Raw genomic sequence first — 13,424 nt, 5'->3', positions numbered from 1 at the left:
ATTTATATCACTATCATACCTGAGAGGTAGGTTCAAATGACCGAAGAACGCCGCAAGCAGGCGGGGCATCAGATGCAAATCCGCTTCCCCGAAGGGTCGGGCTTGCGAGAGCGATTGATGGATTTGGCTCGTGCAAACAATCGATCTCTGACCGCCGAAATCATGTACCGGCTCGAAATGAGCATGCTCGGGGTCGAGGCGCGGCTTGAAGGCAGCGAACGGGGCATACGCGACGTCGAAGACCTAAGCTCCGATCATCAGGACATGCTGTGGGAAGTCATATTCCGTCTAAAACGGCTGGAAGAACATTGCGGGATCATGCACGCAGAGGTTCCCAAAAAAGGGAGCAAGCCACGTACAAGGAAAAAGCTCTAATCGAATGCGACACAGTGTCGTTTTTGGAGATGTGAAATTGATTTCATTAGCGACAGAATTGCCCGCTTCCTGACTATCCTGATTGTCGGATGGGAATGCCTACATCTTGCCGCCAGCTTGGTCCTTCATGGCTATGTTGTGTACTTCCAATAGACATCGGTTTGATGGACATTGAAGCGGTGGCGCCCGTCAGGCCAGCAGCCGTGGCAGCAACTCCTTACGTCTCAGCGCCGAAGGTACCCGTACCAGCCGATGATGCCAATAGGCTTAGTGGTTGAATACGGCCCATAGAAAGTGGCGCGCGAGCCATCTGACATTTTGAGGCGAATTTCCATGGTATTTGTATCGAACCCATAGCTCCCTTTGGTCACCTCGGCGGAAGAACCCTTCGGAAGAATGGTGCAGCCTAGGATGTTCTCTACCCAGTTGCGGTCATTAGCGACCCAAGCGTCCATTGCCTCTTTGACGGAAAAGGGATTTGTGCATATCGGGGCATCTGCCCGCGACAGCATGTATGGATAACCCGAAGGCGTTAGAATTATGGTCTTAGCCCATTCCTTCATGCTTTTGTCCCTTGAGTAGTTGGGATTTAGCTCGGGCTGCTGATCAGTTGGAGCTGGCTCGACCATACCGAATTCAGGCTGGCCAACCGCATCGTGAACTCGGTCCTTCATGTCTGCGGTCTCGGTTTCTGCCGGTTCTTGCTTCTTGATTATAAGATACAACGCTACCAATACTATGAATATGCCAAAAACGGCCCTTACGAATTGCTCACGTGGCGACTGCGTTGGATGTGACCCTGTTGTTTTTTGCCTAAGCGGCGCAGGGTGGCCAGTCGACCTTCCGGTCTTGTGGCGGGCGAAGTTGAGAAATGCAGCGATTACGAACGCAAGCGCGACAATAACAACTAGAAGAAGCAGATAACCTCCGATTGTTGTCTGTCCCATAGTGTCCGCAACATCGGCTGATGAAGGCGCTGTATTAGCATCGGAAACAGGCTGATGTGCATTCCCAAGCTTGGCGACGAGGTTAACCGCTGTGAATGACAACGGCGCTGCTGAAATGAGAGCGAGTACGGCGAGTGCTTTTTTCAAGGCAAGTACCAAACGCATCACCAAGCCCCTTGCTTCTTCGCCGAAACAAGCCGTGGATCGAATTAATGAAACCCAGAAAAATAGTAGCTGGATTGCGAGTTTCTGCAAATAGATTGCAATAAGTGAAATAGTCAGGGGTTTCCGGCTCTAAAGTCCGAGCTTCCGTCGCTCTACACCAATTGGTGTGGAGAAGCGCATGGACGACCTACGGAAGCGGTTCGGGCGGCTGGTGATGACACACCGCAAGCGCGCCGGATACACGCAAGAACAACTGGCCGAAAAAGCTGGCGTTAGCATCGACACAATCTCTAAGATCGAGGTCGGGGCAACGGGCGCTCGCTTCCCGATGATCGAAAAGATCGCGCTGGCCCTCCAAGTCGATCCTGCCGAGCTTTTCAGTCCAGAAATTCCGTCAGGAGCGTTGCGACGCGGACCGCTATTAGAGCTGACAACGCGTTTGGCTGCTCTATCCGAAAGTGACCTTCAATGGATCAACGGCGTGGTTGAGGCGGCGCTACGGAACAAGAGTTGAAGGCCCTGCTACGCGGGGTATTGGCGCGCAAAGGGTGGGTGAATATCTTTCCGGAAATCCCTGTCAGACAGATGGCGAGCCACTTCGCTGACAATGTACTGCGCACCCATGACGAGGTGGCCAACCTCTCTTCTTTCAGGCTGAGAGGCAGCATAGCGGTTGAGTACGTACTTGGGTTGTGTGGCAATAACTCGTGTGACGCGGTCGAAATCGAATGATGGCCAATAGGTAGCGACGAGCCGAGCCACACCGCTAACATTGTGACCGAATTTCTCTTTGATTTGCTCTTCGCTCATCCCGCTGGCGGCTGCACCTGCTTTCAACGCGAGCTCAGTCGCAAGCAGGGAACTTTGGACTGCTCCTCTGAAGTCATAGCCTCCGGTCAAGACGGCTGACGCAGAATGGAGATGAAGCCTTGCGAGCCCGATGAAGCGGACAACGAGTTCAATATTCGTGAAAGGACTTTTGATCTCCTGAGTTCCATACTGAATGTCGGCCACGTCCGAGAATTGATCAATAAGTACCTCCATCTCCTCAGGCTCGGACTGAATGATGCGGAGCTGGACGGGCGTCAAATCGATACACTCAAACGGGTTTATGCTCACGGTTCCAAAGACGTGCGGTACTGCAATCCGCGCGAAGATGTCCCGGTACATAAACACGCCAATATGTCCGCCGACCGCGAGGTCTTGTTTGCGGTAGATAGACGCAAACGCCCTGTCGATCCGTTCCAGAATTTTTGGCTTGCCCGGACCGCCTATCGTGTAAGTGAGATAGCCGAAGCGTTTCATCACCAACCTAGGTACTTCCCAAAGTCGGCGCTTGATGTCCATTCCAGTTTGGAACAGCTCTTTGTCGGCTTGCCCTACGATGTAGAGCAGATTTTCATCGGGGATATCGTCAGGTTTCATTAGATGCCAAGTCATCAGCCCAGATACCGGCTGTCATTGTGCCATTGAAGGGCAGATTTTTCTGGCAGCGCGACCTGATCTCTCGGCAGCGCTATTTCCGATCCGTGAAGTTCGTAATAATGCCGCCCGTTGTCGAACTCTTCTCGGATGCGGCGGCTGACCTCGAAACGGTGATCAGGCGTGATCGTTACATAGCCTTGGTCAAAGAGGCTGTGTATGTCTCGCCGCATAAGGATGCCGTTGCTCGGGGAATGCTCTCCGCCTTCCGCGTATGGCCGTATGTGGGCAGCTTCCAAGGCCGGTAGGGTGCGCTCCTTGGTGATCGCGCACCTTCGGCCATAGAGGTCGGTGACGACGAGCCGAAACGCCCCTTGGCCAAGACGCGGACGGATCAACGTCGGTTCCCCGTAACGTGCTTGTTCCTCCGCAAATGAATGTGGACCGACCGAAGGGGCCATAGCGGCCTGCGCGGCCTCCCACAGCGCTTTGCCTTCGGGTTCCGCAGTGTCATAGCCACGAAGGCTTACGATGTTCGGTGACCACGATGCTGGCGGCGAAAACCACTGACTTTCAGGGAGAAAGAAAGGCTGTGTAAGGATACGGCACCCGATCTCTATCGGTCCTGTCGTCGCGGGATCAATCTTGCGATATCGCAGGATGCGAGACCGCATCTCTGAGAGGCTGGTAACGCCGTTGGCGATCCCAAATGCTTCCCATGCAAGCGATAGAGGCATGATCGTCGATGAGGCAAAAACACCGCCGCCGGCAATCATGTTGATTGGAGCGTGGAGCTTGAACAAGAACAACTCGCCAGGTTGCAGAGCTCGGAAGGACTTCGGCGAAGGCGACCAAAAGTTGACCTCGGCGAGATCGGATTGACGACGCAACTGGGTGAACCAGTCTTGATCGGTTACCGCCACCACCATCCGCACGCCCATTGGGCCATCCTCATACTCGAACCGGGCTTCGTGAATTAGGCCGACCTAGACTGAGCAACCCAAAAGGAAGCGTTTCCTTTTTTGCCTTACAACTTGATCGCGTCATGCAAACTATTGAACGACGCAGGCCCTCAACACTCTGATTTTGGATGGTCCTATGGGCCGCGTAAAGGAAAAGTATAACCGGCGCCAAGCTGAAATGCGTTTCGAGCGTGTGTATGAGATCGTCGCTGGCGAAAGGTGCATCTACTGCGGAATGCCGAACGACGGAAAGTACGATCACCAGCCCCCGGTCTACGTGCTTCACAGGTTCGCGGACGGCGGATTGGTGACCAAGAAGGCAATTCGGGAGAGGTTTGGCCCGTGCAAACTGGTCCCTTGTTGTACCATCTGCAACATGGGGCTCGGAGCGTTTCACGGTTCCACCGACAACGACCGAAGGCAGGAGATTGTAAATTGGCTTCTCGTGGACGACCGATACCCCGCCGATAAGCTAATTTTGGAAGTCGCAAACCGGCTTATTGAAGACCGCTTCCAAGGCAGTCGGGGGAACGAGATTTACCAGTTTCCCGGTGTTGGTCGTGTTATCTACATCGGCGCCTTGGTTGGTTTGATCCAAGGAGAGTTCGCCGGCCCCGATGACTTTCCAGCTTGGCTAAAGGTCACGCAGTCAGAACTAGCCGACTGGCTCCGGGGAGCGGCTAGGCGAAAGTCGAAGTATTTTCTGGATATGGCCAATCTCGAGAGCTACGAACTGGTGCCCGACGCGCGAGACAATCCTCGCGGTCAGTTCGACGGCCTTTGATTGCTCAGCGGGTATTTTGTCGTTTGAATTTGAGGCTACCGGCGCAGCCCCACCAGTTTTGCCAACGCGGAGCGCGCCGGACGTCTCTGTCGGTCTACTTCGACCCTATTTCCAGTTCGGTTGTCCGAACGGCAGCCACCATGACAGATTCAATACTAAGCGACTGCGACGGCGCGCTGCCGCTACGTGTCCGGCGCAGCTGGATTGAGTTCGGGAGGGTTGTTGAAATCGATACGGCCCTTGGTCAGTGGCTCGGTAGGCATCAAGCCAAACTGATTTAGTGGATGCTGAATCCACTGATAGGGGATCACACCCCCGGCAATTCGCGCAATCGTTTCTGTCGCGCGGTCTAACATGGCACGCTGGCCCTGCATTTCGTTGATGATGAGAGACAACGCAGCCTCCACATCCGCACGATGATCCGCCTCAGTGGCTTCAGCTGTACTACCCTGATCCGGCGGAATCTGGAGATACTTGGCCTCCAATCGCGGCCACCACATATCAAAAGCTTCCTGGACACGCTTGTCTTCCAACCGATTTTCGGAGGCTGAGTTAACGCTATGAACCAGCTTTTCGATGCCTTCCCGGTCGAACCGAACATGCTGGAACTGGCCGAGGGGACCCGCCGCCGTCGCCAGATCGCGCAACCCACAGAGAATTGGCGCAACTCTAGCGGTAGGGAATCTATTCGACAACGCGCCGGCCTCGAAAAGTATCCAGGGAGCCGTCAGGTTCGTCGCAGTAAGGACGATAACTCCGAACTCGCACTCCTTTAGGCTTTCGGCGATTGCGTTCAGCCCCCTATCGCCAACCGCGATATCTTCCTTGGACATGAAGACCTTGGAAGACTGCAAAACGTTCGGCAACCACTCCCGTATCGCCTCGGCAACTTGCCTGCTCTGCTGACCTGACCAACTGGCAAATATCTTCATGACGCACTCCCTCAGGGCGACCATACCTATCACCTGAAGCGCGGCTCTCAAAGGAGCGACCGCGCATGGCCACATGTCGCTACGCTGCTATTCCGCCGTCAAGAAGGCCGACCTCTTGCGTAAGATCACTCACTTCGGTTGAACTCACGCGCATGACCCCATCCACAGTCGCGAACGACAGCGCCCAGCCTGCATGCAGCTGGAAGCAGCTCCTAGTCTTCCAGGCAGGCTCCTTAGCGCTGCATTCTGAGCGAAATTTCGCTTCATCTGGCCCGCCTCTGGTTTAGCAGGCGACGAGGGGCGTCAAAAGGAAACTAGTCAACATCGACGTAAGAAATATAGGCTACGAGAACGGTTTTCTTTTGCTTAGGAAAGATACAGGCGGATTTCGAATGACGACACTTAGCGACAGTGACATTGGTAAGGAAATCCAGGCGCAGCGGCTGATCCACAATGCCGATCTGAATCGGCTCGCGGGAGCTTGCTACGAACTGCGGATGGGCAACGTCTATTATGACCTTACCGAGGACGGAAATCGGTTCGAACTTAAGCCCGGTGAAATGGTGCTGATCAAGCCAGGGCACCGGGTGGTGCTCATTACCGCCGAAGAACTCGATGTTCCTTCCGACATGCTAGTGCGGGTAGTAAGCAAAGGTTCATTGTTTAGCGTCGGCCTAGGCCCAGTTGCCACTTATGCCGATCCTGGCTTTAACGGGAATATGGGAATCGTGACCCAGAATGTCAGCGACAAGTATATCGAACTGCCGCAAGGCGAGCCAATCGCTAAGGCCGATTTCACTCGCCTAAGCTCGCCGGCCAACAAGATCTATCACGGGCAGCATGGCTTCCAGGTAGGCATCTGGCCGATCAAGACTCAGTTGCAGAAGGTGCATGCCGACGTAGCTAACGACTGGCGCGTGCTCTCCGAGAAGGAAGAAGCCATGGCGCTGCTCCCTACCGCAACCCGGACCGTCATCCGTCAAATTGAGAAGAAGCAGTTCGCCACTGACGTGGGACTTGTCGTGGCGATAATATTGAACGCCATGGCGCTATTCATGCTAAACGGAAAGCTGGAGGAAGGCTTCTATGCGGTAGTCTACGGTCTTGTTGCCAGCGCCATTTATTCGGCCTTCACGATAGTCACGAGATATTTTTCGAGGACCTGACGATGGAGCTGTCGGCACTCATTGAACAGCAGGTGGAGCGCGATCGCCGGCGTGGCTTCCCGGTGGACTTCGCTTCGGACAGCGAGCGACTCAACCAACTGATGCGCGATCTCGTCGGACTGCTCGGGGAGGTCGGAGAGTTTGCCAATCTCCTCAAGAAAGTGGGGCTGGCGCACTCGACACCGGGATATGTTGCCCCGTTGCTAAGTGAGGTCAACGCGGAATTGCGCGAAGAACTGGCCGACGTAGCCATCTACCTCTTTCGGCTTGTTACCATCTTAGATGGCGACCTCGAGCGGGACATTCTTCGCAAGGTAGGCATCAATGACGAACGCTATCGCGACCTTGAGCGATAGGCGGCTGTTCTTCCTTGGCGTAAACACGGGTTTCGTCACCGAAGGCAGGCCAGATCAGCGATACCTCGACTTCTATTCGAGCCGGAGCTCTCCCGATCTGCACTGTGCGATCGTAGGGAATGTTGTCGTTCCAGGCGGTCACGGTAGCAACACTGTCACGCCAGCCCTCACAACCGAATCGGTTTGGGCCGATCTTGCCGCATCAATCCGCGCAGCAGGGTCGCTGCCAGGCATCCAACTGGCGACTACATGGAACGGCTATATCGGGTTACGGAAATTTGTGACAGCCGAGTCTCGTGAATTTATTGCGCGGGCGCGCCAAATCGTCAGCGAGATGAAACCAGAGCGCGTCGCTGCCGTCCTTGATTCTTTCGACGTGGCGGCAGACATCGCGGTACGACATGGGTTCGACCATATCCAAATTCATGCTGCCCACGGCTATCTACTGAGCTTGCTGGTGGACCATCGGATCAACCGCGAAGCAACGGGCGTATTTGAGAGGCTCACGTTGTTGGCTGAGCGTCTGAGGGACGCGAGCGTGGAAACTTCGATTCGCGTTTCGTTGAAGACTGGCGATTCCGATTTTGATGGCGATGGCACATCCGACTTCCTTGATAGGATCGCACGGCTTCCATTTGACTATGTCGATCTCTCCTCCGGCTTCTACAACATCGACAAGCGGCTCATCTATCCGGCCCGGCCCGATTTCCTCGCTGCCCGTCTGGATGAAAGTCTGGCGGTCGGACTGCGACATCCGGAACGCTCCTTCATTCTCTCTGGCCGCGCCCTGAACCACGACTGGGCCGGGCTGCCCTCCAATATGCACCCGGGACTTTGCCGAGACCTGATCGCCAATCCTAGGTTCTTGCAGGAACCACGCGATGGTTGCCAGAACCATAACAAGTGCCATTATTACTCCCGCGGCGAGAGTCATTTGACATGTGCGCGCTGGGCAGTTCGGTGATATCGGTTAGGCTGCGGACCGATTGCCCAAGGCGATTTGTGAAATTGATTTCACGAGGCGGCCCCAACGACTTCAAGCAAATCGGGGCTGTAGCTGCCCATCTTTGGGCTAGAGACAAAATTGCCACTCCCCTATGGCTACTGGCCACGAGATCAATGACGGCCTGACCAGAGGCATCCAAAATCCGCCGGTCATTCGTCGGGCACAGTTAGGCTTGCGGCGTGCCGAGCGAGCCTCCAGAATGGAGGCGCGGCGTCAGACGCGGGGAATGGTGCTGGGCGACGGTTGCGCACGCGAAATCGCCCCGTGGAGGCCTTAAGCAAACTTCTGTTGCCGCCAACACAACCCTAACGGCCATGTTGCCTCCACTTCCCCGCTACCTCGGCAGGAAATATCTCCGTTGCCCCTCATGTTCGCCGGTTCGGGCAAGGCCGGTCGCGACTAGCGTCTCCAGAACCTCCTCGATCCGGTCGCGACGCTTGGCAGTGTTCCTTCCGTCGAACACAGTGGCAATGGCTTCGGGCTGGGTCGGCGCTGGAGCCTTTGCGAGAAGATCGCGCACCAGCCTAATCTGCTCCAGACCATCTGTCGGCCACTTGGGGCGGTCGGCCGCATCTGGCAACACGACATCGAGCATGCCGACGTGTTCGCCTCCCGGCTTCGGCGCTTTCGTGCCCAGCTTCGCGATTTGGTAGTCGGGTCTTAGCCAACGCACGAGGCCCTGTTTTTCCTCGACCGTCCGCTCTTGATTGAGCGCGACCAACCGGGTCAAAAGTTCCTCTTCGGCTCGTTCCTGCTTAGGGGTCTTGTGCAGCGAGGGAAGCGTAGCGCCCGGCTTGCCGACCAGCGAAGGGATCAAATCCTCCCAGCCAAAGGCCGCGAAAACGGCGCGGTCGATGTCATCGTGGATTTCCTTCAGTACCGAGATCAGGCCCGTCTGATGCACGTCCCGCTCGGCGTCGGTCAGCGGAAGCACGTCGCAACCGTTCTCCAGTTCGCGCAGGCGCTCAAGCGCGTTGTAGAGACCAGTCATGGTCAGGTTGGAATGCTCGGCCAGCCGCTTCTTGCGGAACGTATCCAACCGCTCGCCGAGATCACGCAGCCGCTCCTGCCGGGCGAATAACGGGTCACCGGGAACGAGCTTTGGATCAACCGCCACGGGAAACGGGAAGGGGTCGAAGGTGCGTGACTTCGAGTAGCGCGGGTCGTTCCCGACGCCAAGCCAGCCGCCCATAGAAATAGCCCACGTGACATGCAACCGCGAGGACAACACTGCAACGTGTTCGGCACGGTCGAGACCGATGGCCACCAGCATGTTGTCGGGCCGAATGCTCTCATCGAGGAACTGGAAGAAGCGGTGTTTGGTCGTCTCGACGGTGGCGATATAGCGGGGGACGGAAAACAATGCCCTTCTTGCATCCGGTATGTTCTCGCCGAACAGCCACCAATTGATCCGCCGATAGTCTCGCTTGTTGTGGTCGCGCTCGGGCTTCACGTTCTCGACTATATGTTGATAAACAGATGGAAAGCGCACCCGGACCTGCTCGACCTCCAGACCAAACAGGTCAACGACCATTACCTCGCGAGGACGCTGCGCAATGTCTCGTCCATTTCGATAGTGGACAATGTGTTGTTCGAGACCCGGAACCTTCCCAAGACCTAGAGTAGCGGCTTGGGCTTGCGACACGATAAATCCTGCGCCGTGTAGCACCACGCCCCTGCTGGACAAGCCTTCGTTCGCCAACAGTCGCTTAGCTGAACCCAAGTCAGCGCCAATCGTTAAATCGGCGCGAACCTTACCCTCTCGGAGTTCGAGAATGACCTGCGGTGTGTCTGTATTTAACTCCATTTCCGAGATCACCTCGGCGAGGACACCCTCCCGCTCGCGCTGCTCCGCCACCGTCATGGCGATGCGCACGGCGGCTTTGTCCGACGCCTTCATCCATGGATGATTGGGCACGGCGAAGATAAGCGACAGCGGCTCCTTGGCGGTCATGTGACGCTCGATGACACGCCGCGAGAAGGTCTGGGTGATGGAGTTCGTGGTGATGAAACCGAAGCGCCTCAGCGGGTTCGTCTGGCCCTTCAATGGCTTGCGCAAAAGTCGGGTGGCGGCCTCGTCCCAGAAGTGCATGACGAAATCAGCCCCGCCAGAAATGTGTGGGCGCGCCTTCCAGCACGCTTCGGCGTATCCGTCGCCAAGTTCCTGCCGCATATCCTTGCCGCCTATAAATGGTGGGTTGCCGACAATGAATTCGACTTCCGGCCACGGCGCGCGCTTCGGGTTCACAAAGGTATAGAGAGGCACGACTGCATCGGGATCGGGGATTTCCTCGCCCGTTATCGGGTGCAGCTTCTTCGTCACTCCGTCCCATCGCGACCGGGGCCGCCCGCTCGCGTCGCGCAACAGTTCCTGCTGGTCATAGGCGATGACTGCATCCTGTTGCAGGATCGTGCCATAGGCATGCAGGATCGGCTCGGTGATGGAGGCCAGACCGGCGGTCTTGAGCTGCCATTTGAGGTAGCCGATCCACAGCACGAGGTCGGCGATGGGCACGGCGCGCCGGTTCACCTCCAGCCCGTAGAACTGACGCGGATTGACGGTCTCGCCCTCCATGGCGAACCGCGCCTGATCCTCGCCAAGATCGTCGAGCGCCTCCAGCACCTCGCCTTCGAGACGCTTCATTAACTCAAGACTGACATAGAGGAAGTTGCCGGTGCCGCAGGCGGGGTCTAAAACCCGTGTCGTACAGAGCTTGTGATGATACGCCTTGACCGCCGCCAATGCCCCGACGTGGTCGCCCTTGTCGCGCAGCTCTTTCACCTGCCCCTGAACCAGCTCCCAGTCGGCGCGCAACGGCTCGATAATCGTCGGAACGACGAGACGCTCGACATAGGCGCGCGGCGTGTAGTGCGCGCCGAGCTTCGACCGTTCCCGGTCGTTTAGCGCCCGCTCAAGCAGCGTGCCGAAAATGGCAGGCTCGACATTCGACCAGTTCTTGCCCGCTGCGATCCACAGCTCGTTGATGTCGTGTTTGTCGAGCTGCAGGGCCGCACGTTTCTTGAACAGCGAGCCATTGAACTTCTTCAAGGTGGCGTTGAGGTGCGGTGCGTAACCGCCACTGTCCATTACCGCCCACAGGCTTTCGAGCGCCGCAACAAAATGCTCGGGAGTATCCTTCATCTGCCCGAGCAGCTTGTGAAAGCCGTCCTCAGGGATGAGCTTCACGTCCTCCGCGAACATAGTGAATAGACAGCGCATCAGGAACTCGGCCACATCCTTGGCGTCGTGCTTGCCTTCCAGCCGTTTGGCGATCCTCGCGAGACGTTCCGCTATGTCGCGCGTGACCTCCGCTGAAATCCTCGTCGGGTCGAGCGAATGCGGGTCGGTCCAGATCGCCCGCAGCCGCTCCTGTATTATGTCGTCGCGGAGACCATCCATACCGATGCGGTAGGACTGACGGTCGGGGAAATGAGCATAGTTCTTCCCCTGACCAGAGAAGTCGGCATAGACCTCGATCACATGCCCCACATCGACCACGAGGAGGAACGGCGGATAGCCGTGATCGACCGGAAGGGCGCGGGCGTAATCCTCTGCCTGCTTGCGGGCGGCCAGCATCACCTGATCCCACCCGCGTGTGCCACGCTTGGCCTGACCGGGCTTGCGCTGCGTGGCATCTTCGGGGATCAGCAGCATCCGGTCTGCATCAACCTTCGCCGTCTGACGCTTCCCCGACTGTTTGGCTTCGAGGATAAAACAGCCGCGCCTGTAGCAGTCGATCCGGCCCGCCGTGCGGGAACCATCCGGGTGCTTGAAATCCACCCGGCGCTCAAAGACATAGTCGTTTAATTGGTTCTGTTCCTGCGCCATCGCAGGCCGAGGCAGGTTGAGCGCGATGCACAGGCGCTCGATGAAAAGCTGATAGTTGGCCAACTCCGAACCACCAGAGGCACGTGCCTCGGCGATCAGAGCCTCAAGCTTTTCGGTGTCAATCAGAATTTGCCCCATGTCCGGCAAACTAGCCGGTGATCCGTCAATGGCAATGCAAAAAGACGGAACTGTCGAAAATCGAGGTCTCGTGACCTTGGTTGTTGTCGGGGCCGGGCCGCGTGCAAAAACTATCGAAGGCTGACTGTCGATGATCAATCAGGGGCAACTAAAGCGGCGCGAAGCGCTGCCGCTAGTTCGAAATTGGCATCCCACGCTGCAAACAACTCGGGGACTTGATCCACGCGAAAATATCGTTCCGCAGCAGTCTTACTGGTTGCCTTGTCACGCCGCGCCAACCGCTCGGCTACTGGCCGTGGGATGAGGTAGATTGCGCGAGCTTTGAACTCCTCGGATGGCAATAGAACAATCGCCAGCCAATCGAATTGGTCATAGTCGTTGTAGCCGACATATGCCGCACCGCGCTTAAAAGTCCGGGACTTCACCGAAACACGTTGCGCTGGCCTGTCGAAAGGCTGCGCGATTACATCGTAGCCGGGCCAGTTGTCGGGAACCTTCAAAGCGGGAATGCCCGCAAGCGTGAGTTCTGCGGCAACGATCATTTCGCAAGCGTCGCCCATTTGCTTCGTCGTATATCGTTTCGGCGCGGTCGTCCCGATGCTGATTGAATCGGCATCCAGTGCAGTTTTTAGCATTTGAGAAAATCTCCGTTCCCGGTGGCCCAGCCTAAGCGGAGCCGCTGCCCTGACTTTAAGATCACGCTGCTCGACTGGTCAGGTTTGACGTCGGCACCGAAAAGGCTTGCGAAAGTGACGAAATCCTCAAACCACATTCGGGCTGGCGAGAACGAGTGGACAATCATGGCGGCTTCATCCGTCTTGAACCGCCGAGCCTCGATCAGCGCGGAAGCCGTCCGGTGCATCAACTGGTAGCGGATATTGGACGGCGGGACCTCATCGAAGCCGAGTAGGCTGCACAGCTGGCGCATTCGCTCTCGCTTTCCCTGCGACGGCTCGGCATACCATTCGCCTACGGTCGGGCCGAACGGCTCATTCACTTTGCCTTCGATAGTGGCTGCACAGGTCTGGCCACCGAACCGGATGAGAGCGAACACATCGTTCTGGCTGTCACGATTTCCACCTTCGAGGGGCACCTTGTGCTCGGGCAACGCCACGAGGAGTTCGGTTGGATCGTCGAACATCTTGGCGATCTCATCCGGCAAACCGTCAGCGCTTTCCCAGCAGTGAGCAAGCGTCTTTGCCGAGTAGCCGGTTCGCCATTGCCTCTCAGGCTCTGCGAGAAATGCTTGCCAACTCGACGGGCCTTCACTGGGAATATAGACACGCGTCCGATTGGTTTTCCGTAGCACGCGCATACGCGTCACCCCCAAATCGTTCGAGAG

13 protein-coding genes are annotated in these 13,424 nt (G+C 56.8%); 6 read left to right on the top strand and 7 right to left on the bottom strand.

Features of this window, described 5'->3' with window-relative positions; all coding sequences use genetic code 11:
• The first annotated feature begins 36 nt into the window (after positions 1-36).
• Entirely contained in the window at positions 37-375 is a 339-nt protein-coding gene (locus EB233_RS00500) for an Arc family DNA-binding protein (RefSeq protein ID WP_064990501.1), read from the top strand.
• Positions 376-599: 224 nt separating this feature from the next.
• On the opposite strand, the gene EB233_RS00495 is transcribed toward EB233_RS00500, so the two are convergent.
• Positions 600-1,487, bottom strand: a complete 888-nt coding sequence (locus EB233_RS00495) for a hypothetical protein (protein ID WP_155765375.1) — start codon at positions 1,485-1,487, stop codon at positions 600-602.
• Positions 1,488-1,665: 178 nt separating this feature from the next.
• On the opposite strand from EB233_RS00495, the gene EB233_RS00490 reads away from it, so the two are divergent.
• On the top strand, positions 1,666-2,001 hold the full coding sequence (locus tag EB233_RS00490) for a helix-turn-helix domain-containing protein (RefSeq protein WP_064990503.1): 336 nt from the start codon (positions 1,666-1,668) through the stop codon (positions 1,999-2,001).
• Between the two features lie 8 nt (positions 2,002-2,009).
• On the opposite strand, the gene EB233_RS00485 is transcribed toward EB233_RS00490, so the two are convergent.
• Entirely contained in the window at positions 2,010-2,912 is a 903-nt protein-coding gene (locus EB233_RS00485; protein ID WP_155765376.1) for a hypothetical protein, read from the bottom strand.
• A gap of 14 nt (positions 2,913-2,926) precedes the next feature.
• Positions 2,927-3,850, bottom strand: coding sequence for an HNH endonuclease (locus tag EB233_RS00480; RefSeq protein WP_155765377.1), 924 nt, complete (start codon positions 3,848-3,850; stop codon positions 2,927-2,929).
• Positions 3,851-4,007: 157 nt separating this feature from the next.
• Between EB233_RS00480 and EB233_RS00475 the strand changes: the two genes are divergently transcribed.
• Positions 4,008-4,655, top strand: a complete 648-nt coding sequence (locus EB233_RS00475; protein WP_064990505.1) for a hypothetical protein — start codon at positions 4,008-4,010, stop codon at positions 4,653-4,655.
• A 182-nt stretch (positions 4,656-4,837) separates the two neighbouring features.
• Here EB233_RS00475 and EB233_RS00470 read toward each other — a convergent pair whose 3' ends face one another.
• On the bottom strand, positions 4,838-5,587 hold the full coding sequence (locus EB233_RS00470) for a TIR domain-containing protein (RefSeq protein WP_171892195.1): 750 nt from the start codon (positions 5,585-5,587) through the stop codon (positions 4,838-4,840).
• 392 nt (positions 5,588-5,979) lie between these two features.
• On the opposite strand from EB233_RS00470, the gene EB233_RS00465 reads away from it, so the two are divergent.
• From EB233_RS00465 to EB233_RS00455, 3 genes are read left to right on the top strand one after another with little or no spacing between them, the layout of a single operon-like run.
• Positions 5,980-6,753 carry a dCTP deaminase domain-containing protein gene (locus EB233_RS00465; protein WP_064990507.1) on the top strand — a complete coding sequence of 258 codons (774 nt, stop codon included), beginning with the start codon at positions 5,980-5,982 and terminating at the stop codon, positions 6,751-6,753.
• 2 nt (positions 6,754-6,755) lie between these two features.
• Complete coding sequence (locus EB233_RS00460; RefSeq protein WP_064990508.1) at positions 6,756-7,109, top strand: hypothetical protein; 354 nt, start codon at positions 6,756-6,758, stop codon at positions 7,107-7,109.
• Positions 7,078-8,073 carry an oxidoreductase gene (locus tag EB233_RS00455; protein ID WP_081294164.1) on the top strand — a complete coding sequence of 332 codons (996 nt, stop codon included), beginning with the start codon at positions 7,078-7,080 and terminating at the stop codon, positions 8,071-8,073. The genes EB233_RS00460 and EB233_RS00455 overlap by 32 nt, the downstream gene beginning before the upstream one ends.
• 376 nt (positions 8,074-8,449) lie before the next feature.
• Here EB233_RS00455 and EB233_RS00450 read toward each other — a convergent pair whose 3' ends face one another.
• The 3 genes from EB233_RS00450 to EB233_RS00440 form a co-directional block, all read right to left on the bottom strand.
• Positions 8,450-12,082 (bottom strand): class I SAM-dependent DNA methyltransferase, encoded by a 3,633-nt coding sequence (locus EB233_RS00450; protein WP_064990510.1) that lies wholly within the window; start codon positions 12,080-12,082, stop codon positions 8,450-8,452.
• Positions 12,083-12,216: 134 nt separating this feature from the next.
• A complete protein-coding gene (locus tag EB233_RS00445) occupies positions 12,217-12,717 on the bottom strand; it encodes a hypothetical protein (RefSeq protein WP_064990511.1) in 501 nt (166 codons plus the stop codon).
• Positions 12,711-13,397: a DUF6946 family protein gene (locus tag EB233_RS00440; RefSeq protein ID WP_064990512.1), complete on the bottom strand. Its 687-nt coding sequence runs from the start codon at positions 13,395-13,397 to the stop codon at positions 12,711-12,713. The genes EB233_RS00445 and EB233_RS00440 overlap by 7 nt, the downstream gene beginning before the upstream one ends.
• Between the last annotated feature and the right edge of the window lie 27 nt (positions 13,398-13,424).

Origin of the sequence: Mesorhizobium erdmanii, assembly GCF_013170725.1 — a bacterium.
Lineage (GTDB): Bacteria > Pseudomonadota > Alphaproteobacteria > Rhizobiales > Rhizobiaceae > Mesorhizobium > Mesorhizobium erdmanii.
This window is presented reverse-complemented; position numbering and strand designations above follow the sequence as displayed.

Excerpts from the sequence above, each read along its gene's own strand:
- EB233_RS00500 (WP_064990501.1), top strand. The coding sequence starts at position 37 with ATGACCGAAGAACGCCGCAAGCAGGCGGGGCATCAGATGCAAATCCGC.
- EB233_RS00495 (WP_155765375.1), bottom strand. The coding sequence starts at position 1,487 with ATGCGTTTGGTACTTGCCTTGAAAAAAGCACTCGCCGTACTCGCTCTC.
- EB233_RS00490 (WP_064990503.1), top strand. The coding sequence starts at position 1,666 with ATGGACGACCTACGGAAGCGGTTCGGGCGGCTGGTGATGACACACCGC.
- EB233_RS00485 (WP_155765376.1), bottom strand. The coding sequence starts at position 2,912 with ATGAAACCTGACGATATCCCCGATGAAAATCTGCTCTACATCGTAGGG.
- EB233_RS00480 (WP_155765377.1), bottom strand. The coding sequence starts at position 3,850 with ATGGGCGTGCGGATGGTGGTGGCGGTAACCGATCAAGACTGGTTCACC.
- EB233_RS00475 (WP_064990505.1), top strand. The coding sequence starts at position 4,008 with ATGGGCCGCGTAAAGGAAAAGTATAACCGGCGCCAAGCTGAAATGCGT.
- EB233_RS00470 (WP_171892195.1), bottom strand. The coding sequence starts at position 5,587 with ATGAAGATATTTGCCAGTTGGTCAGGTCAGCAGAGCAGGCAAGTTGCC.
- EB233_RS00465 (WP_064990507.1), top strand. The coding sequence starts at position 5,980 with ATGACGACACTTAGCGACAGTGACATTGGTAAGGAAATCCAGGCGCAG.
- EB233_RS00460 (WP_064990508.1), top strand. The coding sequence starts at position 6,756 with ATGGAGCTGTCGGCACTCATTGAACAGCAGGTGGAGCGCGATCGCCGG.
- EB233_RS00455 (WP_081294164.1), top strand. The coding sequence starts at position 7,078 with ATGACGAACGCTATCGCGACCTTGAGCGATAGGCGGCTGTTCTTCCTT.
- EB233_RS00450 (WP_064990510.1), bottom strand. The coding sequence starts at position 12,082 with ATGGGGCAAATTCTGATTGACACCGAAAAGCTTGAGGCTCTGATCGCC.
- EB233_RS00445 (WP_064990511.1), bottom strand. The coding sequence starts at position 12,717 with ATGCTAAAAACTGCACTGGATGCCGATTCAATCAGCATCGGGACGACC.
- EB233_RS00440 (WP_064990512.1), bottom strand. The coding sequence starts at position 13,397 with ATGCGCGTGCTACGGAAAACCAATCGGACGCGTGTCTATATTCCCAGT.